Annotated in this window: 25 protein-coding genes; 15 read left to right on the plus strand and 10 right to left on the minus strand. The window is 52.1% G+C overall.

Going from position 1 to position 22,076, the window contains the following annotated elements; genetic code table 11:
- Positions 1-231 precede the first annotated feature (231 nt).
- Together ACVL1J_RS02595 and ACVL1J_RS02600 are read left to right on the plus strand one after the other, a co-directional pair.
- Positions 232-690, plus strand: coding sequence for a mobile mystery protein A (locus ACVL1J_RS02595; protein WP_341237620.1), 459 nt, complete (start codon positions 232-234; stop codon positions 688-690).
- Positions 690-1,280, plus strand: coding sequence for a mobile mystery protein B (locus ACVL1J_RS02600; protein WP_341237640.1), 591 nt, complete (start codon positions 690-692; stop codon positions 1,278-1,280). Before ACVL1J_RS02595 ends, ACVL1J_RS02600 begins: the two co-directional genes overlap by 1 nt.
- A gap of 267 nt (positions 1,281-1,547) precedes the next feature.
- Here the strand turns inward: ACVL1J_RS02600 and ACVL1J_RS02605 are convergent, their stop codons facing one another.
- The 3 genes from ACVL1J_RS02605 to ACVL1J_RS02615 all read right to left on the minus strand — a co-directional run bounded on the left by ACVL1J_RS02605 (position 1,548) and on the right by ACVL1J_RS02615 (position 3,839).
- Positions 1,548-2,582, minus strand: coding sequence for a RelA/SpoT-related domain-containing protein (locus ACVL1J_RS02605; RefSeq protein ID WP_341237619.1), 1,035 nt, complete (start codon positions 2,580-2,582; stop codon positions 1,548-1,550).
- A gap of 301 nt (positions 2,583-2,883) precedes the next feature.
- Positions 2,884-3,297, minus strand: coding sequence for a hypothetical protein (locus tag ACVL1J_RS02610; RefSeq protein ID WP_341237618.1), 414 nt, complete (start codon positions 3,295-3,297; stop codon positions 2,884-2,886).
- 26 nt (positions 3,298-3,323) lie between these two features.
- The gene (locus tag ACVL1J_RS02615) at positions 3,324-3,839 is read right to left on the minus strand and encodes a lysozyme (RefSeq protein WP_159569246.1); all 516 of its coding nucleotides are present in this window, start codon (positions 3,837-3,839) and stop codon (positions 3,324-3,326) included.
- A gap of 268 nt (positions 3,840-4,107) precedes the next feature.
- Between ACVL1J_RS02615 and ACVL1J_RS02620 the strand changes: the two genes are divergently transcribed.
- Genes ACVL1J_RS02620 through ACVL1J_RS02630 form a run of 3 tightly spaced genes read left to right on the plus strand, consistent with a single transcriptional unit; the run spans position 4,108 to position 6,201 of the window.
- Positions 4,108-4,368: a helix-turn-helix domain-containing protein gene (locus ACVL1J_RS02620; protein ID WP_341237617.1), complete on the plus strand. Its 261-nt coding sequence runs from the start codon at positions 4,108-4,110 to the stop codon at positions 4,366-4,368.
- A 1-nt stretch (position 4,369) separates the two neighbouring features.
- The gene (locus tag ACVL1J_RS02625; protein WP_341237616.1) at positions 4,370-5,707 is read left to right on the plus strand and encodes a type II toxin-antitoxin system HipA family toxin; all 1,338 of its coding nucleotides are present in this window, start codon (positions 4,370-4,372) and stop codon (positions 5,705-5,707) included.
- A 2-nt stretch (positions 5,708-5,709) separates the two neighbouring features.
- A complete protein-coding gene (locus ACVL1J_RS02630) occupies positions 5,710-6,201 on the plus strand; it encodes a flavodoxin family protein (RefSeq protein ID WP_341237615.1) in 492 nt (163 codons plus the stop codon).
- Positions 6,202-6,206: 5 nt separating this feature from the next.
- On the opposite strand, the gene ACVL1J_RS02635 is transcribed toward ACVL1J_RS02630, so the two are convergent.
- The 4 genes from ACVL1J_RS02635 to ACVL1J_RS02650 form a co-directional block, all read right to left on the minus strand.
- Positions 6,207-6,731 (minus strand): hypothetical protein, encoded by a 525-nt coding sequence (locus tag ACVL1J_RS02635; RefSeq protein ID WP_341237614.1) that lies wholly within the window; start codon positions 6,729-6,731, stop codon positions 6,207-6,209.
- Complete coding sequence (locus ACVL1J_RS02640) at positions 6,718-7,173, minus strand: hypothetical protein (protein WP_491665087.1); 456 nt, start codon at positions 7,171-7,173, stop codon at positions 6,718-6,720. Before ACVL1J_RS02640 ends, ACVL1J_RS02635 begins: the two co-directional genes overlap by 14 nt.
- Before the next feature lie 107 nt (positions 7,174-7,280).
- Positions 7,281-7,925, minus strand: coding sequence for a trimeric intracellular cation channel family protein (locus ACVL1J_RS02645; RefSeq protein WP_159569244.1), 645 nt, complete (start codon positions 7,923-7,925; stop codon positions 7,281-7,283).
- A gap of 1 nt (position 7,926) precedes the next feature.
- Positions 7,927-8,292 carry a cupin domain-containing protein gene (locus ACVL1J_RS02650; RefSeq protein WP_491665088.1) on the minus strand — a complete coding sequence of 122 codons (366 nt, stop codon included), beginning with the start codon at positions 8,290-8,292 and terminating at the stop codon, positions 7,927-7,929.
- Positions 8,293-8,438: 146 nt separating this feature from the next.
- Between ACVL1J_RS02650 and ACVL1J_RS02655 the strand changes: the two genes are divergently transcribed.
- The 3 genes from ACVL1J_RS02655 to ACVL1J_RS02665 are packed head-to-tail and all read left to right on the plus strand — an operon-like array spanning position 8,439 to position 12,180.
- The gene (locus ACVL1J_RS02655) at positions 8,439-10,313 is read left to right on the plus strand and encodes a B12-binding domain-containing radical SAM protein (protein ID WP_394673693.1); all 1,875 of its coding nucleotides are present in this window, start codon (positions 8,439-8,441) and stop codon (positions 10,311-10,313) included.
- A gap of 34 nt (positions 10,314-10,347) precedes the next feature.
- Positions 10,348-11,652 (plus strand): DsbA family protein, encoded by a 1,305-nt coding sequence (locus ACVL1J_RS02660; RefSeq protein ID WP_491665089.1) that lies wholly within the window; start codon positions 10,348-10,350, stop codon positions 11,650-11,652.
- 60 nt (positions 11,653-11,712) lie between these two features.
- A complete protein-coding gene (locus tag ACVL1J_RS02665) occupies positions 11,713-12,180 on the plus strand; it encodes a MerR family transcriptional regulator (protein WP_341238153.1) in 468 nt (155 codons plus the stop codon).
- A gap of 204 nt (positions 12,181-12,384) precedes the next feature.
- Here the strand turns inward: ACVL1J_RS02665 and ACVL1J_RS02670 are convergent, their stop codons facing one another.
- On the minus strand, positions 12,385-12,594 hold the full coding sequence (locus ACVL1J_RS02670) for a GDCCVxC domain-containing (seleno)protein (RefSeq protein ID WP_341238152.1): 210 nt from the start codon (positions 12,592-12,594) through the stop codon (positions 12,385-12,387).
- A gap of 191 nt (positions 12,595-12,785) precedes the next feature.
- On the opposite strand from ACVL1J_RS02670, the gene ACVL1J_RS02675 reads away from it, so the two are divergent.
- From ACVL1J_RS02675 to ACVL1J_RS02705, 7 genes are all read left to right on the plus strand, one after another.
- On the plus strand, positions 12,786-13,427 hold the full coding sequence (locus tag ACVL1J_RS02675; protein WP_341238151.1) for a cation efflux transmembrane domain-containing protein: 642 nt from the start codon (positions 12,786-12,788) through the stop codon (positions 13,425-13,427).
- 56 nt (positions 13,428-13,483) lie between these two features.
- On the plus strand, positions 13,484-13,792 hold the full coding sequence (locus ACVL1J_RS02680; RefSeq protein WP_491665090.1) for a thioredoxin family protein: 309 nt from the start codon (positions 13,484-13,486) through the stop codon (positions 13,790-13,792).
- A gap of 22 nt (positions 13,793-13,814) precedes the next feature.
- Positions 13,815-14,135, plus strand: a complete 321-nt coding sequence (locus ACVL1J_RS02685; RefSeq protein WP_341238149.1) for a hypothetical protein — start codon at positions 13,815-13,817, stop codon at positions 14,133-14,135.
- A gap of 65 nt (positions 14,136-14,200) precedes the next feature.
- Positions 14,201-15,451 (plus strand): TolC family protein, encoded by a 1,251-nt coding sequence (locus ACVL1J_RS02690; RefSeq protein WP_341238148.1) that lies wholly within the window; start codon positions 14,201-14,203, stop codon positions 15,449-15,451.
- Positions 15,448-15,969: a hypothetical protein gene (locus ACVL1J_RS02695; RefSeq protein WP_341238147.1), complete on the plus strand. Its 522-nt coding sequence runs from the start codon at positions 15,448-15,450 to the stop codon at positions 15,967-15,969. Before ACVL1J_RS02690 ends, ACVL1J_RS02695 begins: the two co-directional genes overlap by 4 nt.
- A 2-nt stretch (positions 15,970-15,971) precedes the next feature.
- Positions 15,972-17,096, plus strand: coding sequence for an efflux RND transporter periplasmic adaptor subunit (locus ACVL1J_RS02700; RefSeq protein ID WP_341238146.1), 1,125 nt, complete (start codon positions 15,972-15,974; stop codon positions 17,094-17,096).
- An 11-nt stretch (positions 17,097-17,107) separates the two neighbouring features.
- Positions 17,108-20,245, plus strand: a complete 3,138-nt coding sequence (locus tag ACVL1J_RS02705; RefSeq protein WP_491665091.1) for an efflux RND transporter permease subunit — start codon at positions 17,108-17,110, stop codon at positions 20,243-20,245.
- Here ACVL1J_RS02705 and ACVL1J_RS02710 read toward each other — a convergent pair.
- Entirely contained in the window at positions 20,231-21,556 is a 1,326-nt protein-coding gene (locus ACVL1J_RS02710; protein WP_394673162.1) for an ABC1 kinase family protein, read from the minus strand. The genes ACVL1J_RS02705 and ACVL1J_RS02710 overlap by 15 nt on opposite strands.
- A 106-nt stretch (positions 21,557-21,662) precedes the next feature.
- Entirely contained in the window at positions 21,663-21,974 is a 312-nt protein-coding gene (locus tag ACVL1J_RS02715; RefSeq protein ID WP_159569231.1) for a hypothetical protein, read from the minus strand.
- Between the last annotated feature and the right edge of the window lie 102 nt (positions 21,975-22,076).

Here is a 22,076-nt window from a genome sequence, read left to right on the forward strand (position 1 = left end):
CTGCCGCTGGCGATAGCTCGACTTGGTTGATGCGTGCGGCTTTGCTTTCCTTTGTAGGATTATTTTGATGTGCATGATTTCTCCCGATCGGGAGATTATCAATCGCTAGAATATCCCCGTATGGCTATTTTATGTTAGTAAAAATATCCCTAAAGGGATATTAATAGGTTTTATGTTTATCCCTGTAGGGATACAATGTAGGCTCATTTTTAGCCCTACAGGGATAAATTCATGAACAAGTCCTACCGCTGGCTACAATTGCGCCAAGCCGATAAGCAATTAAAACCTTTGCTTAGGAAGACCTTCCCGCCACGGCCGTCCTGCGGCTGGATACAGGCCATTCGGGAAGCCCTTGGCATGACTGCCGTATCACTCGCTCAGCGCCTGCATGTGAGAAACTCCACGGTGCACAAGCTCGAGAAAAGTGAGGCCGACGACAGCATCTCGCTAGCCTCTCTGCGAAAGGTTGCCGCTGCGCTCGACTGCGAACTGCACTATGTCTTCGTGCCGAAAATGCCCCTAGAGGCCAAGCTGAAGGAGCAAGCCAAAACAGTGGCTAGAAAGCACATGCAACCTGTGGCGCATACCATGTCGCTCGAGGATCAAGCCGTTGGCAACAAAGCGCAGCAGGCTCAATTGGAGCTGATGGCAAAAGAGCTACTCGATGGCAACTGGCGCGAGTTGTGGTGATGGAGTTTACGTACCAGCCCGGGCAGACCCCGCTTGATCCGGATGAAAAAGAGGGCCTGAAGCCCAAGCACATCTCGACGCAGGGTGAGCTCAACGAATGGGAGCAGCTTAATATCATCAAGGGTGCCCGGTGGGCTCAGCGTCAGCTCAAGCAGGACATTCTGGATGATGTGTTCCTGCGCAAGCTACACAAGCAGATGTTCGGCGATACATGGACATGGGCTGGCACGTACCGCAAGAGCGACAAGAATATCGGCTGCGATTGGCACCAGGTTTCTATGCGCGTCCGGAACTTACTGGAGAACATCAAGTATCAGATCGAACACAATGCCATGCCCCCGGATGAGCTGTCAGCACGATTTCACCACCAGCTTGTGCTTATCCACCCGTTTCCGAACGGCAATGGGAGGTGCTGTCGTTTGATCGCCGATCTTCTACTCCAGAAAATGGGTTTGGAACCCTTTACATGGGGCAGCGGTGGACATGCTTCCCTTGTGAGCCAGAGCGAAATGCGGGCCGAATATCTGGCCGCCCTACGAGCTGCCGACCAGGGCGACCTCTCGCCACTTCTTGCCTTCGCACGCAAATAGCCCAATTCTTGCAATGGCGGCAGCACACGTACGCTACGTTAAATGTTGTTTGGTAACGCGTCTAAAGAGGCGTTTATCTTTGTATCGTTGACTGAATTCACGGCAGACTGAATAAGTGCAAAGGCCGAAATTCGGCCGAAGCAGACAATCTGTTTTGGTTCTTAAGCGTCTGCATTGCAAACTTAAGGAGACGTTGGATAACGCAAAACTTTGTGGCAACTTTGGAGCTGCGAAGCGGTGGAAAAGTTGTCCAGTAACATTGACTGGTTAGCTCTCACTACGCTGAATAACTTGCTCCAAATGTCTAACAAACCCTTTTGAATCTGCAAAGTAGTTGGGGTATGCCGCCATGAGGTTATGCACCGATGAAGCAGAAACTAATACAACGTCGTATTCGGGCTGTGCCTTCGCTTTCTTTTCGCATTCGATATATAGGTTTGTGGCTTGCCCCAAGTTCTCTGGTGAAAATTGGGTGACCTGAATCTGTGACGCGTGGTCTGTAAGCTCAAGAAGAAAGTAATCTGACTTCCGGTCCGAGCGCTCAGAAATAAATTGTGTTGAAACGGTGAAAGCATTCAGACGGACTTTAGCATTTAGCTTTTGCTCTAACCGCAACAATTCGGCATACGTGTCAGTGTCAACCAGCTCCGGATCTATCGCGCTATTTTCGAGCTTCGCGAATTCTGCACTCGCGTATCGGAAGAAATTCAACCAGTCTTGATTTCCCTGACTAGCTTTTAGCGCCTGCTTCGTAAAATGCTCGACAACTTCCACGGCTGTAGCCCAAGCGTGTTGAACTTTGGAACGGAGTTGTATCTCAACAAAGTAGTCCTGATACGCGGTTTTTTGCCCGTTGTACTTATAAACAAGATGGACGCCGCGATATCCAGAAGATTTTGGTTGTGTAATGTAGTCGTCTTCTCGGTGCAGTTTATGGCGAGTGCGACTATTTACAATTGAATTGCGTAACGCGCGGACTCTACTAATATTCGAGACTACCGACCTGCAGCCGCTAATGTCCTGCATTCGATGCAGCTTCATGCCGTCAATTCGCTTCAATTTCCCAACGATGGAAGGGGTTCGTTTTAGTCTTTGAACTACAATACTCTTTTCATCTATTTTTGCTGATTGGTTACGAAGAAAAATTAATATGGCATGCATCGGATAAGCGTGCGCACTCCGCCAGTTCGAAAGTACATCCATAGCGACAGATATATTCTCATCTGACGCATCTTCATTGATGAGGCATTCGCCAGCCCGCTTAACCGCCTTCTTCGAGAATTCAGCAGTGATCCAACTCATGCAACTTCCTTTGATTAAGAGCTAACTAGGTTTATCGAAAAATAACGGCGCTATCCAGTAATCCGCACATTGCAAAACATTTCAATAATCTAACCACTTTAAATGTTTGCTAAGCATTGCATGAACAGAATGAAAAATAAACCCTGTTTATTCATCACCAAATGATGAGCCTTGAATTCAATTCTGAAGATCAGTGTCATCATCGACTACCGCCTAAGTTTCGAAGTCTGCTTTCGCGAACAATTCAGACGTTTCATCAGTCAATCCGAATGTCAGCTCCGGCCGAAAAGCAGTCGATCCCCTAAATCCGATCCGCCTCCAATAGAACTCCATACCAAACTAACCATAGCCTATCCTTACTGGTCAGCAGGTGCCTAATCGTCATCTCCCCTTCACAATCCATACTCAAAACATTCGTCTTCTCTGGCAGCTTTGCATTCGTATCCAGCGAATAAAACTGAAGAAATTCTGAAAGACTTTGTTTATTTGACTCCAGGCGGCTGTAGTCACAAGTTTGGTTCTGAAACTGAATTGTTTTAGCGCTTATGGATAGTTTGTCGCCAATTAGTCCAGCAGTTTCCTCATCGCTGATCCCAACAATGGGTGCGGCAGTCAGCTCTTTGTTGATAGTCCATTCACCTTGTATGGCTTGAGGTTCTGAATTATTCGAGCAAGCAGCAAGTGCTATAAAAAGTATGCAAGCAAATTTACGCATGGTGAGGGTCTCGCAGATGCAGTGGTTCAAGGCTGAATTTGAAACGGAACAATTTCCCGCTTGCGGCGATTCGCAAGTCCGTTCGAGAATTTCTTTTTGCTGGGCTTTCCGTCTTTGCCTTTCTCCGTGATGTAAACAAACCGGTTCATTTCGTTTTCAACTTTTTGGTACTCGCCTTTGTTGGCAAATGCCAGCACATCCTTCGCATTTCCAACACCCACGTTAAATACAAAGCTTGTTAGCGCATCAAATTGCGCTTGGCTTAGTTGCGATCCCCTGACATAAAACCGAACGTACTTTTGGGCTTCCTCCAAACGATCATGAAATGTGGCATTTAACTTGGCCATGTCGTATTTGGTCTTCATTTGCTGTTCTGTGCATGGGCTGTAACTGAGAAGAATACCCACCCCCACGGTGCAATTACCTGCAATGTCGTTGTAGGGAATTGCGGAAAAGCCTTCGTCCTTTGAAATATGTTCAATCCCTGATTTGGAAATGACCATTGTTGAGTTCAGTGGTTTTTGTAGGGCTACGTTGGACATGAGATTGCCTCAGGGGAAGAGTTTTTCAATTTCACGAGTCTAGGGGGTGTTCTCACGTCCATCAAACTTGTACCCTGTTCAGGGTAACTACCGCGCAGATTGACAACGTCAATGCAGCCAATAAACCAAGTACCAAACCCAAAACAATCAAACCTACCAACCAGCGCAGTTCGGAAAAGCTCACCAACTAATTATTTGCATAACAGGTAATTGCAATTTAACTGAATATCAGATAAATTAAATTTATTTGTAATTCAGGTATTTTGCGATGCAAAATCAAAAGCACATTCTCAACACCAATGGCCAGCTTGGGCAAATTTTGCAGGCCTCCCGCAAAGCAAACAAATGGTCGCAAGCCCAGCTGGCAAAAAAGCTGGGTCTTAGTCAATCGCGCGTGTCTCATCTTGAATTACACCCTGAGGAACTTAGCTTTGCCCAGTTGATGAATTGGTGCGCTGTACTGGGGCTTGAGTTGTCAATTGGAATGCGTGAAGTTCGGCCAAGTCAATCATCAAAAACGGATTGGTAGTATGGGCCGCAAATCGCACAGTCAAAGTTTATCCATTTGGTCCAACGGCCAGCGTGTGGGCTTTTGGACCATACCTGCACGCGGCGACATGCAGCTTCAGTATGACCCTGCCTGGCAGGTCTCTGAACTTGGGCGACCCTTGTCCTTGTCGTTGCCGTTCAACCTCCAGAACCAGCCAATCAAAGGCGACAAGGTTTTAAATTACTTTGATAATTTATTGCCCGATAGTGAAGCAATTCGAAAACGGGTTGCTGAACGATTCAAAACCGGATCAACGGATACTTTTGATTTGTTGAAGGCGATTGGTCGCGATTGCGTGGGGGCTGTTCAACTGCTGGGCGAGCATGAAGAGCCCGAGAACATTGAGACCGTGCAAGGCAAGCCGGTGACGAAGAAAGACATTGAACGTCTTTTGATTGACACGGTATCGCCTGGCGGCTTTGGCAAGAACATCAATGCGCATGCAGACTTGCGTATTTCGATCGCCGGTGCCCAAGAGAAAACCGCCTTGTTGCGCTGGAAGGGCAAGTGGTGCATGCCGCAAGGATCAACCCCTACCACGCACATACTTAAATTGCCATTGGGCTTGGTGGGGGGGCAGCGGGCTGATTTCACTACCTCGGTAGACAATGAATGGCTTTGCATGACCTTGTTGAAGGCCTATGGTTTGCCTGTTGCAAATGTGGCGATAGAAACATTCGGTGCCCAGCGTGTTTTATCCGTGGAGCGATTTGATCGAAAAGTTGCACCGAATGGTGACTGGATCATGCGCCTGCCTCAAGAGGACTTTTGCCAAGTGACCGGTGTTCCTCCAATGCTTAAATACGAAAGTGATGGCGGCCCTGGATTAAAAGTATTGTTCGACACACTTCGGCGATCCGAGAACTCGGCGGCCGATCTTCGTACCTTGATAGCCAGCCAGGTGTTGTTCTGGATGCTGAGTGCACCCGATGGGCACGCAAAGAATTTCAGTATTCAATTGTTGCCACGTGGGCGATTCCGCTTGGCCCCGCTTTACGATGTCATGTCTGCTTATCCGGTGTTGGGCAAAGGCCCGAATCAGTGGTCGCCGCAGCAGGTCAGGTTGTCCATGGCATTGCTTGGAAAAAACCGCCGTTACACCATGCATTCAATTGCTCGGCGGCATTTTAATAGCACAGTGCAACAATTGGGCTTTGAGGAGAATATGGAGCCTTTGATTGAAGATTTGCTGGCACGTACACCCTCCGTTATAGAGCAGGTTAAACGGCAGCTGCCCGATGGCTTTTCCAGCCATGTGGCAAATACTGTGTTGGGTGGTTTGGAGCAAGCTGCACAAAAACTAAAGGCCATGTCTTGACCATGAAAACCCTCCTCATCATTTACCACTCCATCACAGGCGGCTCCAAATCCATGGCCCAGGCTGTGGCTGAAGGTGCAACCTCGGAGGAGGCAACGCGCACCCTGCTTCTTCACGCCAGTGAAGCGAATGCAGATCATGTTTTACAAGCAGATGGCTATGTGTTCATCGCGCCTGAAACTTTGGGCAGCGTGGCAGGGTTGATGAAAGACTTTTTCGACCGAACTTATTATGCGGCGCTGGACCAAATCAATGGTCGCCCTTACACCGCGCTTGTGTGCGCGGGCAGCGATGGACAAGGCGCAGTGAAGCAAATTCAGCGCATTGCCACGGGTTGGCGTTTAACTGAAATGGCACCGTCGACAATTGTGTGCACGCATGCGCAAACGAAAGATGAAATTCTTGCGCCCAAAACCATTAACCCTGCTGATTTGCAACGTTGCCGAGATTTAGGGGCGGCATTTGCAAGTGGTTTGGCCATGGGTTTGTTTTAGAACGACTACTTCAACTTTGCTCGTATTTCAGCAAAGTTCTTAATTTGGCGAATGGAGTACAGTTTGCCAACAAGCTGAATTTCCAGCTCGCCTTTGTATGCATCCGGCAAAGTGTCATAGCGTTCACGCAAGTCAAGATCGTCAAGGGTGGGCAGTAGTAAGTTGAGTAATTCCTCAACCTTTGGCATGAAAGGATGCTGCGCCACAACCCGCAGGCGAAACGTTGTCAGTGCATTCACCAACGGTAAAAGGGTTTCGCGTTCGCAGGTTGCAACACTGCCTTGGCTGATCCGGGCCAAAGCGGTTTGCAGCATCGCTTTGTTGAAATCTGGCCCGTTCAGCTTAGTTAGGTCCAGCGTAATGGGGCCAATCTTTTTTGCCATGTCGCCACAATACTCAATTTGCATTGAATGCGTAGATTCATATTGCTGAATTTCTTCTTTCAGACGAGATTCAAATGCATGGGCTGCGCAGCTGAACACTGTGGCTGAAAGCAGCATGGATTGACAAACGAATTTAACAGCCTTCAAGAAAGTTTCTCCAAAAGACAACGTGCTGGCGGTCATAGTTAAGTTCGTAATGAAGAAGCATTAATTCTGCTTCTTTTTCGATAACTCTGCGTGTAATGGACGGTAATTTTTGGAGTGTCGTCGCCCAGGAAATCCAGTCAGTTTGCGAAATATTATAAGCAGATCCAGTGACCGAGCTTCCAGCGACTTCTTCTGTAAGTCGAACAGAGTTTGTAAACGTGGTGAACGACGGACTACCCCTGACCAACGCGCCTGAGAAGAGATTGATCAACACGGCAGAGGTAATCAGTGGGCCGAGAAGATTTCCCATTTGCTGTTTGGATGCAATGGTTCGCAAAGCGTCTTTGGTTTTTTCGTCGGGTACAAAATCCTGCAACGATTGGCAATTTTGCATGCGGTATGGCTGGGCCGATTGTTGTGGACCAAATACCTTAACGAACAATGGCCGGTTCAATCAAAAATAGGTAGTGCTAGCTAATCACATGTAATTAGCTGGCATGAATGAAATTCCCCAAGGCATTTGCAGATGAGGCGGCTCTAGCGCATCGGCTAATTACGCCACGCCGGAATCCGCACATCCTTCCACACGGCAAATGCACGCAAGCCCAAAGTAACCAGCACGCAGCCAAGCAGGTTGACATAAGCAGGGTTGCCCAGTTCACGCAGGCCAATGTAGGCCCAACCACCGAAGAAGGCGCAAATGGCGTAGGGGCGATGGTCTTTAAAGGCTTGCGGAATTTCATTGCACACAATGTCGCGCAGCACACCGCCGAACACACCGGTGATTACACCCATGAACACGGCCACCAAACTGGGCATGCCCGCTTGAATGGATGCAAATACACCCGCTGCGGTAAACAGGCCAAGCCCCAAAGTGTCGGGCCATAGAATGGCTTTTTCCGTGAACCTGAAATGCCGTTGCCGCATAAACAGCATGGCGATGATGCACAACACGAACACGGCCCACAGCAATTCAATGTACTTCACCCAGAAAAAGGGCCGTACATCGAGCAGTAAATCGCGCAGCGTACCGCCGCCAAATGCGGCCAGAAACGCCACCACACACACGCCCACGGCATCGAGCCGTTTGCGCGCACCTTCCAGAATGCCGCTGAGTGCGAAGGCCAGTGTGGCTACCACTTCAATGCCCAATTGAATGTTTTGGCTGAATTCGCCGGGGTTAAGCGCCGCCATATTACTGCACCGCCGCGCGGTCAACGATCACGTAATGTTTGCGCACAGGCTCAAGTACTTCAAACACGCCAGTGAATTCAGCAGGTATTACACCGGCATCGCCCGGGCCAAACTGTTCGGCCTGCCCAGCTGCATTGGTAATCTGAATGCGCCCTTCAATCACATGAAAAAACTCGTCTTTGCCCTGCGCAAATGCGATACGCCACGCGCCTGTTTCGCAAGCCCACAGGCCCGCACTGACACCGTTTTTTTCATAATGATTCCTGGTGGTGCGCAAGGGGTTGCCTTTTTCAAGCCGGTCGGGCCGGGGGCGATCAAATTCTTCTGGTGTACGTGCTTTGGAAAATACGGTCAGTTTCTGGATCATGTTTTTTTCAATGACAGGTTTTTGCCCATTGTATTACCAGCTGCTTATGCAAGCCCACATTTTCCACCCGGTGTAGAATCTAGCCACGTTCCGCTAAAGGTTTCATTGTGTCTACAGCTTTCCGTGTGTTGTCGTTCATCCCGCCGATGACGCAGCTCAACACGCCTTATCCATCCACCGCCTACATTACCGGCTTTTTACGCAAGCAGGGCATTGATGCTGTGCAGTCGGATATTGCGCTGGGCTTGGTGCTCAGGTTGTTCTCGCCGCAAGGGCTAGACCGCATTGCCGAAGAAATTGAGCAGTACGAGGAAGTGACCGAACGCGTGGCCCTGTTTATGGACCAGTTCAGCCGCTACCGCGCCACCATTGCCCCCACCATTCGTTTTTTACAAGGTGGCGATTCCACCCTGGCCCACCGCATCAACAGCCGTGCCTTCTTGCCCGAAGGCCCACGGTTTGAGGCGCTGGATGTGTACGTGGACGAAGAAGGCGGCGACCCGCTGGCGTGGGCCTTTGGTGCCCTGGGGGCGCAAGACAAAGCCCGCCACCTGGCAACCCTGTACCTGAACGATCTCGCCGATGTCATTGCCGATGCGGTGGATGAACGTTTCGAGTTTGTGCGCTACGCGGAATCGCTGGCGGGCAGCCAAGCCAGTTTTGATCCCTTGGCCGGTGCGTTGCAACAACCTTTCACCTTGATTGATGAAATTTTGGTGCAGCTTACGCTTGAGGAATTCAAGCGCCAGCAGCCGCAACTGGTGTTGCTTTCCGTGCCATTTCCAGGCGCTGTGTACGCGGCTTTGCGCATGGCGCAAGCCATCAAGGCTGAAAACCCCAACGTAAAAATTGCTTTGGGCGGCGGCTATGTGAACACCGAGCTGCGTGAGCTGGCCGAGCCCCGCCTGTTCGATTTTGTCGATTTTGTAACCCTTGATTCGGGTGAACGCCCCCTGCTTTGCCTGATCGAACACCTGCAAGGCAAACGCGGGCCACAGCGTTTGGTGCGCACTTTCACCCGCAATGCGCAGGGTTTGGTGCAGTACACCAACTGGGCTGAACCCGATGTGCCGTTTGGCGATGTGGGCACCCCCACTTGGGATGGTTTGCCACTGCACAGCTACTTAAGCCTGCTCGACATGCTGAACCCCATGCACCGCCTGTGGAGCGATGGGCGCTGGAACAAGCTGACCGTGGCGCATGGCTGTTACTGGAAAAAATGCAGCTTTTGTGATGTGTCGCTCGACTACATTTCGCGCTACGAAAACGCCACAGCCACTGAGCTGGTGAACCGAATTGAAGCGATTGTGGCTGAAACCGGGCAAACCGGTTTTCACTTTGTGGACGAAGCAGCCCCACCCAAAGCCCTGAAAGCTTTGGCAGAGGAGTTGATTGCACGGAATGTGTCCATTTCCTGGTGGGGCAACATTCGTTTTGAAAAATCCTTCTCGCCCGAGTTGTGCCAATTACTGGCCGACAGCGGTTGCATTGCGATTAGCGGCGGGCTGGAAGTGGCGTCCGACCGCCTTTTGAATTTGATGAAGAAGGGGGTTTCAGTCGAGCAAGTGGCCCGTGTTACCAAAGGCTTTACCGACGCAGGTGTGCTGGTGCATGCCTACTTAATGTATGGTTTCCCTACTCAAACCGTGCAAGACACGGTGGATGCTTTGGAGTACGTGCGGCAACTGTTCGCTGAGGGCTGCATTCAATCGGGCTACTTTCACCGCTTTGCCTGCACGGTGCATTCGCCTGTGGGCAAAAACCCGGAAGAATATGGCATCAAGCTATTGCCCATGCCGCCCGGCACATTTGCGAAGAACGACATTGGCTTTGTCGACCCCACGGGTGTTGACCATGCTGCTTTGGGCGAAGGTTTGAACCGCGCCTTGTACAACTACATGCACGGCATTGGCCTGGATCAAAACGTGCGCAGCTGGTTTGATCAAAAAGTGCCGCGCCCCAGCGTGCAAAAAAACTTTATTGAGCAGGCCTTGTATGGAAAACCTGTGAAATCAGCTTAATATTGACAGTATGTAAAATTTTAAAGGTGGCACCATGAGTTTAAAAACCCTGCTGATGCCCATGATTACTCAACAGCGCTTTGCACGCAGCACGCTGCTGGCCAAGCGTGCCAAGGCTGAAAAACTCAGGTTGGCATCTGGCCGCCCGCACCAGCTTCACTACTTTCACCAAATTGACGACCCTTACAGCCATTTGGTGGCGCAGGCCCTGCCGCGTTTCCTGGCGCGTTACAACATTGAATTATTACCCCACGTGGTCAGCCCCCCGCCCGATTCCGCAGCGCCTGAGCGGGACAAGCTGGTGGCCTACAGCCGTTTTGATGCTGCCTTGCTGGCAAAGCACCATGGTTTGAATTTCACCGACCCGGGTAAACAACCCGAGGCTGATCGGGTTCAGCAGGCAACGCACACACTGGTGGGGGCCATCGGAATGGGGCAATTTGCTAAATATGCCGCCTTGGTGGGGCAATGGCTGTGGGCTTGGGATGAAACTCAAATTCCACCGGAACAGATCAATGCATTGAAACCAGTGTCCAGCCAGGATGTGCAAAACCACATTACGCAATCCGATGACTTGCGAGAAAAACTGGGCCATTACCTGGGCGGCATGTTGTATTACGAGGGCGAATGGTACTGGGGCATTGATCGCCTGTACCACCTGGAGCAACGCCTTCAGGAATTGGGTGCGCAGCACAGTGGCGTGTTTGGTTTGCTGTTTCCTGCAGACGATGGTCTGGCTACTGCCAAGCCGCTGGACAACCCACCCGAGATTGATTTTTTCTTTTCTTTCCGCAGCCCCTATTCCGCCATTGTGGCTTCGCGCATTTTTGAATTGGGCCAACGCACTGGTGCGAAAGTAAATTTACGCTTTGTGTTGCCCATGGTGATGCGGGGGCTGCCCGTGCCCAAGGTCAAGCGCGAATACATTGTGTACGACACAGCCCGTGAGGCGCACGTGCGCGGCGTGCCGTTTGGCCGTTTGAACGACCCTGTGGGCAAGCCGATTGAACGGGGTTTGGCTTTGATTCCCTTTGCCGAGCAACACAGCAAGGGGCAAGAGTTTGTGTTGTCCTTCATGCAAGGTGTTTGGGCCGAAGGCATTGACGCTGGCAGTGACAAGGGCTTGCGCAAAATCGTGGAACGGGCTGGTTTGCGTTGGGAAGGCGTACCGGTGGCTTTGCAACATGAGGCCTGGCGTGAGCGTGCAGCGGCCAACCGGGAAGAATTGTTTGCCGCTGGCCTGTGGGGTGTCCCTTCTTTCAAGCTGGGAAACCAGGGGGCGTGGGGGCAAGACCGTTTGTGGGCAGTCCGCAATGCCTTGTGTACGCAATCGGCCTGATTTGCTCATCGATTGTTTTTGGGGTATCAATAACTTTTACGCGCCCGAAGTTTGAACGCCATGAAAATCAGCGATGTTGCCAAACAGCTTGGTTTGAACCCCAAGACCATTCGATTCTATGAAGATCAGGGTTTGATTGCCCCAAAGCGGGCCGATTCAGACTCTTGGTTTTCTGCGGGCAAGAATCGTGTGTTCGGGCAGGAAGATTTGTCGAGGCTTGATTTCGTCAAAAAGGCGCGCGAGCTGGATTTTTCAATCAAGGAAATTCAGTCGGTGCTGGATTATTACGACCAAGGCCCTGCCTGCGGTTGTGGTTCAAGAAACAAGGTTGACGAGTTGATTGAGCGAAAACTGGCTGAAGTTCGGCAATTGAAAAAAAGTCTTCTTGATCTGGAAAAAAAGTTGATCGACATTCGGGAAAACAATACTGTAATTGCAGCCAGGCTGGCCGGTGAGCCCAGTGAGCCTGAAGGTGAGTTTTTAATTGCAGACTATATTTTGCCGGCAACTGACAAACGAGAAAAATAGGGCTTGACCTTCCAGTGGCTGGAATGTTCACCATGCAAATTGGGGACGTTCCCACTTGCTTTTAAAGGAGATTTTTTGATGAAAGTTAAATTGTTTACTGCTGCCGTTGGTGTGTTTGGCCTCGTGGGTGTGGCCATGGCCGTATGCCCACTTTGCGCATAAAGCGGTAAAAGCTTCGGGCCCTTTCGGGCCCGGACTTGTGCCCTAACAACACGATTTATTCTGCTGAATGGGCGGACATTTCACGGACCCATACGAGCAAAATACACAGCAATCGCCCGGCTTGGGCTTGAGCAAAACACCGCAGTGTGCACACTGGAAAAAAAACTGGCATGCGTCTGTGGGCATTAAGCACGGCGTGCGTGTTTTGCAGCGCGGGCAGGTCAAAATCGATTCAAGCACCACATTATTCATTGTGCGATCACCGTCGCCGTGAATGCACTTGCCATGATTGGTTTCATATTGATTTCTCTGAATGAGGCCACCAGTTGTCCGATTGTTGATGCATTGACAAGTGACGAATCGCTTGACCTTGCCACCCTGTCAGGGTTTCTAATACAGTGGTTATATTCCGCTAATTTTTACGTACCAAGCAAGGAAATTTCATGCCCGGTTGTAACCACTGCCCCGCTGACGAGGCCGCCAAATCCACCGCAGTTGATGCCGGTTTTCGCAAAGTGTTGTGGATTGCGCTGATTGCCAACGCAACCATGTTCTTCATAGAAGTGGGCGCCAGTTGGTCAGCAGGCTCGGTGTCGCTGCTTGCAGATTCGCTCGATTTTGGTGGTGATGCTGCCAACTATGCCTTGTCGTTGTTTGTGTTGGGCATGGCGCTTCAAACTCGCGCAAAGGCCGCGCTTCTGAAAGGCATTTCAATGGGACTGTACGGCACAGGTGTGCTGGCTTTCGCGGGGTATGCGGCGTTTCAGGGTAATGTGCCAGCGTATGCCACCATGGGTTTGGTTGCGGTGCTGGCCTTGGCCGTGAACGTGGGGGTGGCTGCCATTCAATACCGCTACCGCAATGGCGATTCCAATATGCGCTCGGTGTGGCTGTGCAGCAGAAACGATGCAATCGGCAATCTGGCTGTGTTAGGTGCCGCTGTGTTGGTCGGCGTTACGCAAGCAGCCTGGCCCGACCTGCTGGTTGCCGCCTTGATGGCGTCACTGGGTTTGTCATCGTCGGTCACCGTGATCCGGCAGGCGCGTTCTGAAATAAACTCAACCGTGGTTCGTGCGCACAATTGATTCTAGAAATTCAAGGCGGCAGGTTTTACAGATAAACTGGATTAATGATTGATTCGATGTCGACTCGCCATCACGTGTATTTGCTGTGCGCAGAATGGTGCGGTGTTTGCCGCGCATTTGAAATGCCATTCAATGAAGCCATCCAAAGGCTGAGCTTCGTCCAGGCGCATTGGGTCGACATCGAAGACTTTCCGGAATGGGAAGACAGGGTCGATATTGAATCGTTTCCGACCTTGCATGTGGAAACGGCCGACGGGCAGGTTGTTTTCTCCGGCAGCATCGAACCCGATCCTGACCAGCTTCTCCGGCTGCTGGGTCGCTTGCGGGAAACAGCGCCTTTCGCGCAGAATTCGGGCAAGAATTGAAAGCTGTGTTACTCTCACTTTCATGAAAAAGCTGTGTATTTTCTTCATGATTTTGATGTTGCCGCTTCAAAGCCTGATGGCGGAGGGGCAATTCTTTCATGCGTTGGAGACAGGCCATGAACACAGCCATTCACATGGCCACGGCGATGCACACCACAGCCACGGCGACTCGGATTCAAGTGAATCCGATCACCACCACCACTGCCCGGGCCATTGCACGGTCATGCCTTCCAGCCAGTTAAACAGTGTTGAGCCCCAGTTGAAGTATGCCGAGTACTCGCTTGAGCCCACCCTGAACACGTCCTCCCCCAATACCCGCATAGAACGCCCCAATTGGTGTTGACCCCGCATTGACCTGTGCCCCCATTTGATCTGGGGGAATTTCACTTGTTCACGGAGTTTTTCACCATGAATTCACCACTGCGCGTGGTGCTTTGGGCATGCCTTCTCGCGGGCACAACCCCAGTGGCACATGCACAAGAAGCCAGTGTGTCGATTGCACAAATTTATCAGTCGGCCCTGAACAACAGCCCGTTGGTGCGTGCCCAGCCCCAGCGCATGGATTCGCTTGAGGCTGCAAGACGCGACGCCAATCGCCTTGGCGCAGGCCCTTTGACGCTGGAAGGTTCGTATCGCAGCGATCGAAGTTTTGAGAACCAGGGTTTGCGTGAAACCGAGATTGGCATCAGTGCCCCCCTTTGGCTTTGGAATGAGCGGAGCAACACCCAGCGTTTAAGAGATGCGCAATTACAGGCTGGCGAAAGCCGACAACGACAACAGCAGCTGGAGCTGGCCGGTCAGGTTCGGCAAGTGGTTTGGAATACCCTGGCTGCGCAACTGGATGTTGACATTGCCCAGGCGCGTTTGCTTGGCTCAAAAAAGCTGATGGGCGACGTGGAGCGCCGCGTGAATGCGGGCGACCTGGCCAAAGCAGATTTCCTGCAGGCCAGCGCCTTGCATGTGCAGGCACAGACCGAGTTCACCCGTGCCTTGTCCAGTTTGTCAACCGTGGGCGCCGAGTTCACCGCAGTCACCGGGCTGCCAGTCAGCATGCTGAACACCGGGAACAATGCAATCAGCCGCGAGGCGATGCCGGAAAACTTACAGGCGGACATTCAAACCCACCCGGCGTATGCGGCTTTGCAGACTGAAGCGCAGGCATTGCAAAGCCAGGTCGATCTGGTTGCGATTCAAACCCGCGAGAACCCGGAGTTGGGTTTGGCGGTGGTGAATGACCGGGCTGCATTTGCCGCACCCAATGAAAAATCGCTAATGGTTTCAACACGAATTCCATTGGGGGCCAGTGCTGCACATGAAAGCCGTTTGTTGGCTGCACGTGCCGATGAAACAGAGGCACAAGAAAAACTGAAGCGCGCAGAAACCACCTTGAAAGCACAGGCCAGTGCGGCTTTGTCGAATGTGCAGTGGTTTGAAAAACTGAAAGCCAATGCGCAGGAACAGGCGCAATTGGCACAGCAGGTGTATGCCATGTACCAGCAGTCTTTCTCATTGGGCGAAACAGACTTGCCTACTTTGCTGCGCTTTGAACAGCAAGCCTTCGAGGCCGAGCGCATGGCCAAAAAATCAATTGTTGAATATTCAAGCAAAGTGTCGGCCTTGCGGCAGGCACTTGGTTTGTTACCCGAGCAGGCACCATGAAAAAACTACTTCTTGCAATTTACCTTGTCGCGTTTAGTGCAATGACTGCGGCAAGCCCCGGGCATGACCACGGTGATGAAGCACCCCTTGTTGAATCAGAAGCGTCGCCACGCGTGGTGATGGAGTCCGATTTATTCGAGGCTGTGGCCATTTTAAAAGGCCAAACGTTTGAAATTTTTGTTGACCATGCTGCCACCAATGCACCGGTCGAGAATGCTGAACTGGCCATTCTTTTGAATGGCGAATCGGTGCCGCTTGAATTGCACAATGTGGGCGAATTCGATGCCGTGCTGCCCAATTCAATGGTCGGCAAGAATATTGATTTGGCAATGCGTGTCACGGTGGGGGATCAAAGCGATGTGTTAACCGGCCAACTGGTGTTGGATGATCACGACCATGATCACGCCGATGAAGAACACGAGCACTTGCTGGAATACATGGCCATGGCCGGGGCGGCTTTGCTTGCCTTGGTGTTGATTGCGCTGTTTTTTAAACGCCGCAACAAGGGAGTGAACTGATCATGAGCAAGCGTTTCATTCCCCGTTCTTTCGCACTGTCTTTTTTTGTATGCGCCTTGTTGAGCCCATTGAGTGCATGGTCAGGCCCAGGCCATGACCATGGCGATGAGGCCGCCGCTGTAGTGCCAGGTGACGGCCCGCGCCGTTTGCCCACCGGCGAAGTGTTCCTGCCCAAACCAGCCCAACGCCAGTTGAATGTACGAACGCTGCCTGCCTTGTTGGAACAACATGCCAGGGTGATTGAACTCAATGGCAAGGTGGTGATCGACCCACAAAGTGGCGGCTTGGTGCAAACCAGCACAGGTGGGCGGTTTGAGGCCCCTTCAAACGGTGTGCCACGGCTTGGGCAAGTGGTGAAAAAAGGCGAGGTTCTGGGTTATGTGGTGGCCACTCAGGCACCTTTGGACAGGGCAAGCCAACAGGCCGAACTGGCTCAATTAAGGGCACAACTCAGCCTGGCTGAAAGCCGCTTGCAACGTGTGCAGCAACTGCAAGACACCATTCCAAAAAAGGAGCAGCAAGCAGCTCAGGCTGAAGTGCAAAGCCTGAAGGGGCAGGTCGAAGCTTTGGCTGGCGGCGTGGGTGCGAAGGAAGCACTGCGAGCGCCCACAAGCGGCGTGGTTGCCAGCAGCAATGCCTTGTCTGGCAAGGTATTTGAAACGGGTGCCTTGGTGTTTGAAGTCAGCAATCCCGGCGTGGTTCGCATTGATGCAAGCTGGTTCGAGGGTGTAACGCCCCCTGTGTTTAGCGGCGCAAAAGTAATGTCTGGCAATGAAACAATTGCATTGAATTATTTGGGGGCAGCGGGTGCGGTGCGTGATCAATCGCTCACACTGGCCTTTGAGAATCGGAAGCTGGACAAGGCCCGATTCGCGACAGGGCAACTCGTGAAGGTGTATGCCGAGCAGGCCAGCAAATTTGAAGGCATTGCGGTATCCAGTGGTGCCTTGATGAAAAACGCAGCCAATCAAACCATTGTGTGGGTGAAAGCGGAACCGGAAACTTTCGAGCCCCGTGTGGTATTGACCGAGCCGCTGGATGGCCAACGGGTGTTGGTTGTCAGCGGATTAAAGCCGTTTGACCGGGTGGTAGTTCAGGGCGCAACCCTGATCAACCAGATTCGGTAAGGGGCGGCAGCATGTTTCAACTATTACTCGAGAACAGCCTGAAAAACCGCCTGCTGGTGTTGCTCGGTGCGCTGATTCTTACGCTGTATGGCGCATTCACGCTGACCCAAACGCCCGTGGATGTGTTCCCCGATTTGAACAAGCCCACGGTCACGGTCATTACTGAGGCCGGTGGCATGGCCCCGGAAGAAGTGGAACAACTGATTACCTTTCCGCTGGAGGCGGCACTGAACGGTTTGCCGGGCGTGGAAGTGATCCGTTCGGTGTCCAGTGCCGGGCTCTCTTTTCTCTATATCACTTTCAATTGGGATGTTGAAATTTACCGTGCGCGCCAAATGGTGTCCGAGCGGCTTGGCAGCATGGAAGAATCCATTCCCGCCGGGCTTGCGCCCACCATGGGGCCTGTCAGTTCCATCATGGGCGAAATCATGCAAATTGCCATTCCCATCGATGTGGCGAAAACCTCACCCATGGATGTGCGGGAATATGCAGACTGGGTGTTAAGGCCGCGTTTGTTGTCCATTCAGGGCGTGGCGCAGGTGATTCCGATTGGGGGCGAGGTACGCCAGTTTCAGGTGCAACCCAATTTGCAGCGCATGGTTGAATCGGGTGTTTCGATTGATGATTTGCAGCGTGCCTTGAGTGGCTTTGCTTCCAACACATCGGGTGGTTTCTTGTCGCTCAATGGTCGGGAGTACCTGATTCGGCATTTGGGAAGAACGTCGTCGCTGGAGGACTTGCGAAACCTTGCAGTGGATTCGCGCAACGGTCAAACCGTGTTGCTTAAGCAGGTGGCCCAGGTGGAATTTGCTGCTGCGGTGAAGCGGGGTGATGCTGGCTATGAAGGCAAGCCAGCGGTCATTCTGGGTATTCAAAAACAGCCCGATGCAGACACCATTGAGCTGACCCAGCAAATTGAAAACGCGTTGAACGCCATGAAAGGCGCTTTGCCTGCGGGCATGGAAGAACCACGGGTGACCTTCCGGCAAGCCAGTTTCATCGAGGCCTCCATTACTACCTTGCAAGGCAAGTTGATCGGTGCCTCGGTGTTTGTGGCAGCGGTGCTGTTCTTCTTTTTGGGCACGCTACGCCCAACCGTCATTGCGCTCACGGCCATTCCCGTTTCAATTTTTATCACCGCGCTGGTGTTCAAGTACTTTGGTTTGTCGATCAACACCATGACCTTGGGTGGTTTGGCCATCGCCATTGGTGGTTTGGTAGACGATGCGGTGGTGGATGTCGAAAACATTTTGCGCCGCCTGAAAGAGCAACGCGCAAAACACCCTGGCGTGCCTTTTGATTTGGTGGGGTTGGTGCGACAAGCCAGCCTGGAAGTGCGAACCGGCATTGTGTACGCCACCGCAATCATTGTGTTGGTGTTCATTCCATTGTTTGCGTTGCCCGGCATTGAAGGCAAGTTGTTTGTGCCCCTAGGCATTGCATTCATCGTGTCCACGCTGGCCTCGCTCATTGTGTCCGTCACAGTCACGCCCGTGTTGTCGTACTACCTGTTGCCGCGTATCAAGAATTTGGACCATGGCGACACCAAGGTGCTGGCGTGGTTAAAGCACCATTACCAACACAGCTTGCAGCGTGTGCTGAACAATCCCAAACCTGCAATCACCTTGGCATTAGGTGCTGTGCTGGTGGCGGGGTTTTCCGTGCCTTTCTTTGCCAAAACATTTTTGCCGCCTTTCAATGAAGGCAGTTTGGTGATGGGGCTTCGCTTGAATCCGGGTGTCACGCTGGAGGAGTCTTCAAGACTGGCCTCACAAGCGGAACAGCTTTTGAAGGGCGTTCCGGAAATTACCCACATTGGTCGCCGAAGTGGCCGGGCCGAACTGGATGAGCATGCGGAAGGGGTGCATGCGTCCGAGCTGGACATTGGCTTGATTCCAGCTTCGGAAATGACCCGCTCCATGGATGAGATCAATGCCGATATTCGTTCACGGCTTCAAAATTTGCCGGCGGCCATTGCGGTGGGGCAGCCCATCTCGCACCGCCTGGATCACATGCTTTCTGGCGTGCGTTCTCAAATTGCCATCAAGGTGTTTGGCGAAGACCTGGACACGCTGCGCGGCACGGCCGAGCAACTGCGTGCGCAGCTTTCACGCATCGATGGTTTGGTCGACCTTGAAGTGGAAAAACAGGTGTTGGCCCCTGAAATCAAGGTGCGTGTGAATTACGATGCCGCGTCGCAGTACGGGGTGCCCGTTTCGGAGATATTGCACAGTTTGCAGGCTTTGGTGGAAGGCGAAAAAATTGCACAGGTGGTTGAAGGCAACCGGCGATTTGCTTTGGTGCTTAAGTTGGCCGAGGAAAACCGCAGCCTTGAGCAACTTGGGCAACTGCTGATACAAACACCCAATGGTGCTGTGCCCTTGCGGGTACTGGCCACGATTGAAGACAGTGATGGTCCCAACCAGATCAGCCGCGACGATGGCAAGCGGCGAATCGTGATTTCGGGCAATGCGCAGGGGCGAGCCTTGTCGCAAGTGGTCGAGGATATTCGGGTCACCACAGCCAGTTTTAATTTACCGCAAGGGTATTTCATTACCCTGGGTGGTCAGTTTGAAGCTCAAAGGCAAGCCACGCGCTTGGTGGGTTTGCTGTCGCTGGTCTCACTGACACTCATGTTCGCCGTGCTGTACAGCCGTTACCAGTCCATGCGTTTGTCCTTGATTATCATGGGCAATATTCCGCTGGCCTTGGTGGGTGCCGTGTTGGGCTTGTGGTTGTCGGGGCAGCCCCTGTCGGTGGCAGCGCTGATTGGCTTTATTACGCTGGCGGGGATCTCGGTGCGCAACGGCATTTTAAAAGTGAGCCACTACATCAACCTGATGCGTTTTGAGGGCGAAACGTTTAACCACAGCATGATTGTTCGTGGTTCGCAAGAGCGTTTAAGCCCGGTGTTGATGACGGCATTGGTCACCGCGTTTGCACTTGCGCCCTTGTTGTTCGAGGCGCAGCGGCCGGGTACCGAAATACTTCACCCGGTGGCGGTGGTGATATTTGGTGGCTTGATCAGTTCTACCTTGCTGGATACCTATTTAACGCCCGCCTTGTTCTGGATGTTTGGCCAGAAGGATTCGGAACAGTTGTGCGATCAATCCGACAAGGAGTCTGGTCGTGATTTAAACGCACTGTGAAACATGCACCCGTGCTTTCAGGCGGGTGATCAGTAAAAACAGGCCTCCCAGTTTGCGGTGTATGAACAGGCAATCAATGGGTGGGGCATGCCAGAATTTTCGGTCTTCACCCAGCGCGAATCCCTTGTCGCGAATTCTTGCGGCAAGGTCTGTGTTGCCAAAGTCGAATTCACCTGGGGTACAAAAGGGCTCGCAAGCCAGTTCCATCAGGTCCAGTACCAAATCGCGGTGGTGGGCTTGTGTGGTCGAGTCAAAGTAACCAATCCGGGTGGCTGCTTTTTCCATCAAACTGCGGCTTGCGGCCTGCGCCGCATTCATCACGTCGACATACCCGTCTACCAATTCTTTCTCAAAGCTGCGGGTGGCACCGAAATCCAGCAACACCACTTTGCCGGTTTTGGGGTTGTAGCGGTAGTTTGCAAAATTCGGGTCGGTTTGCATCAGCTGCATGCCCAGCAATTCCTTGAACAACAATTCAAACATGGTGGTGGCAATTTTGTCGCGTGTTGGCTGTGTGGCATGGGCCATTTGTTCAATGGGCACGCCTTCTACATAGCGCATGGCCAAAATACCGCGTGTGGTCAGGCTTGAATCCACGGTGGGAATTTCAAACCGTTCATCCTCACCCAGTGCCTTGGTGTATTTCACAATGCATTCGGCTTCACGCAGGTAATCGGCCTCTTCGTGCAACTGCTTTTTGGCTTCGGTCAACAGCGCAGCCAGGTCGAATGTTTTGGGCACCAGGCCCGTGAAACGCAAAATGGTCGCCACGTTGTCAATGTCGCTGTCAATGCTGTCGCGCACACCGGGGTATTGAATTTTAATGGCCAGTTTTTCACCGGTCAGTGAAATGGCCTCATGCACTTGGCCGATGGATGCAGCGGCGATTGGCGTTAAATTGAATTCACGAACGCGTTGATCCCAGTTTTCACCCCATTCTTTTTCAAGAACAGCCAACAACTGTTTGCGCGGCATGTGTTTGGCGTCTTGCCGCAGCTTGGCCATGATCTCGGCGAGTTGTGGCGGCAGCATGTCGCCGGCGTCCATGGACACCAATTGCCCCAGCTTCATGGCGGCACCGCGCAGTTGCGCCAGTTGATCCGCAACACGCAGTGCATTTTTTGGTGTCAGTAACAGCTTGCTCAGTTGGGGCCGTTTGCCTTGGGCCAATTGCTTGGTGCCATTTTTAACAACAGAACCTGCTACAGTCGTTGCCAAGGCACCGAAACGGCTTAAGCGCGCAAACCGCCCCGAGGGCACTGCCGATTCATTGCTGTTTTTGTTGCGTGGGGGTTTTTGGCTAGACGACATGAGGACTGCTTGGGTGCAAAGTTGACCCTCATCTTAAAACAAAAGGCGCCTGTGCGGGGAATCACAGGCGCCCTTTGAAAACCATCAAGATGACTGGTTTTATGGATTAGCTGGCATCACCTTCGGTCAGGTTCACGCCTTTGATTTTGCTCAATACTTCAGCACGTGTGGCTGTAGAGTTCGAGGTGTGGGTCAGGTTGCTTGCATCACCGGCCACTGGGCTGAATTCGCCAGTTTGTACTGCTTTCTGGTATGCATTCAGTACGGCATTGCGACTGGCTTGGTCGCGCTGGCTTTCTACTGCGATCACGTGGCTGGTGGCATCGCCCTGCTGGGTTGCTGAGTTGGCCATGACCACGGCTGGTACAGTTGCTGAAATGGCCAATACGGAAGTAGCGATCAATTGACGTGCGTTCATGGTAAATCTCCTTTTGGGGTACTTCATCAAGTTTTGCCGTTGCTTTGTTGCGTTGGCATGAGTCGTACTTTACGCAGGGTCGAATTACCAAGGCCCCACACG

It is taken from the genome of Limnobacter sp. G6BE5S, assembly GCF_058448965.1.

What these genes read in the sequence shown, in the direction of transcription:
- ACVL1J_RS02595 (WP_341237620.1), top strand. Translation starts at nt 232, where the DNA reads ATGAACAAGTCCTACCGCTGGCTACAATTGCGCCAAGCCGATAAGCAA.
- ACVL1J_RS02600 (WP_341237640.1), top strand. Translation starts at nt 690, where the DNA reads ATGGAGTTTACGTACCAGCCCGGGCAGACCCCGCTTGATCCGGATGAA.
- ACVL1J_RS02605 (WP_341237619.1), bottom strand. Translation starts at nt 2,582, where the DNA reads ATGAGTTGGATCACTGCTGAATTCTCGAAGAAGGCGGTTAAGCGGGCT.
- ACVL1J_RS02610 (WP_341237618.1), bottom strand. Translation starts at nt 3,297, where the DNA reads ATGCGTAAATTTGCTTGCATACTTTTTATAGCACTTGCTGCTTGCTCG.
- ACVL1J_RS02615 (WP_159569246.1), bottom strand. Translation starts at nt 3,839, where the DNA reads ATGTCCAACGTAGCCCTACAAAAACCACTGAACTCAACAATGGTCATT.
- ACVL1J_RS02620 (WP_341237617.1), top strand. Translation starts at nt 4,108, where the DNA reads ATGCAAAATCAAAAGCACATTCTCAACACCAATGGCCAGCTTGGGCAA.
- ACVL1J_RS02625 (WP_341237616.1), top strand. Translation starts at nt 4,370, where the DNA reads ATGGGCCGCAAATCGCACAGTCAAAGTTTATCCATTTGGTCCAACGGC.
- ACVL1J_RS02630 (WP_341237615.1), top strand. Translation starts at nt 5,710, where the DNA reads ATGAAAACCCTCCTCATCATTTACCACTCCATCACAGGCGGCTCCAAA.
- ACVL1J_RS02645 (WP_159569244.1), bottom strand. Translation starts at nt 7,925, where the DNA reads ATGGCGGCGCTTAACCCCGGCGAATTCAGCCAAAACATTCAATTGGGC.
- ACVL1J_RS02650 (WP_491665088.1), bottom strand. Translation starts at nt 8,292, where the DNA reads ATGATCCAGAAACTGACCGTATTTTCCAAAGCACGTACACCAGAAGAA.
- ACVL1J_RS02655 (WP_394673693.1), top strand. Translation starts at nt 8,439, where the DNA reads ATGACGCAGCTCAACACGCCTTATCCATCCACCGCCTACATTACCGGC.
- ACVL1J_RS02660 (WP_491665089.1), top strand. Translation starts at nt 10,348, where the DNA reads ATGAGTTTAAAAACCCTGCTGATGCCCATGATTACTCAACAGCGCTTT.
- ACVL1J_RS02665 (WP_341238153.1), top strand. Translation starts at nt 11,713, where the DNA reads ATGAAAATCAGCGATGTTGCCAAACAGCTTGGTTTGAACCCCAAGACC.
- ACVL1J_RS02670 (WP_341238152.1), bottom strand. Translation starts at nt 12,594, where the DNA reads ATGAATAATGTGGTGCTTGAATCGATTTTGACCTGCCCGCGCTGCAAA.
- ACVL1J_RS02675 (WP_341238151.1), top strand. Translation starts at nt 12,786, where the DNA reads ATGCCCGGTTGTAACCACTGCCCCGCTGACGAGGCCGCCAAATCCACC.
- ACVL1J_RS02680 (WP_491665090.1), top strand. Translation starts at nt 13,484, where the DNA reads ATGTCGACTCGCCATCACGTGTATTTGCTGTGCGCAGAATGGTGCGGT.
- ACVL1J_RS02685 (WP_341238149.1), top strand. Translation starts at nt 13,815, where the DNA reads ATGAAAAAGCTGTGTATTTTCTTCATGATTTTGATGTTGCCGCTTCAA.
- ACVL1J_RS02690 (WP_341238148.1), top strand. Translation starts at nt 14,201, where the DNA reads ATGAATTCACCACTGCGCGTGGTGCTTTGGGCATGCCTTCTCGCGGGC.
- ACVL1J_RS02695 (WP_341238147.1), top strand. Translation starts at nt 15,448, where the DNA reads ATGAAAAAACTACTTCTTGCAATTTACCTTGTCGCGTTTAGTGCAATG.
- ACVL1J_RS02700 (WP_341238146.1), top strand. Translation starts at nt 15,972, where the DNA reads ATGAGCAAGCGTTTCATTCCCCGTTCTTTCGCACTGTCTTTTTTTGTA.
- ACVL1J_RS02705 (WP_491665091.1), top strand. Translation starts at nt 17,108, where the DNA reads ATGTTTCAACTATTACTCGAGAACAGCCTGAAAAACCGCCTGCTGGTG.
- ACVL1J_RS02710 (WP_394673162.1), bottom strand. Translation starts at nt 21,556, where the DNA reads ATGTCGTCTAGCCAAAAACCCCCACGCAACAAAAACAGCAATGAATCG.
- ACVL1J_RS02715 (WP_159569231.1), bottom strand. Translation starts at nt 21,974, where the DNA reads ATGAACGCACGTCAATTGATCGCTACTTCCGTATTGGCCATTTCAGCA.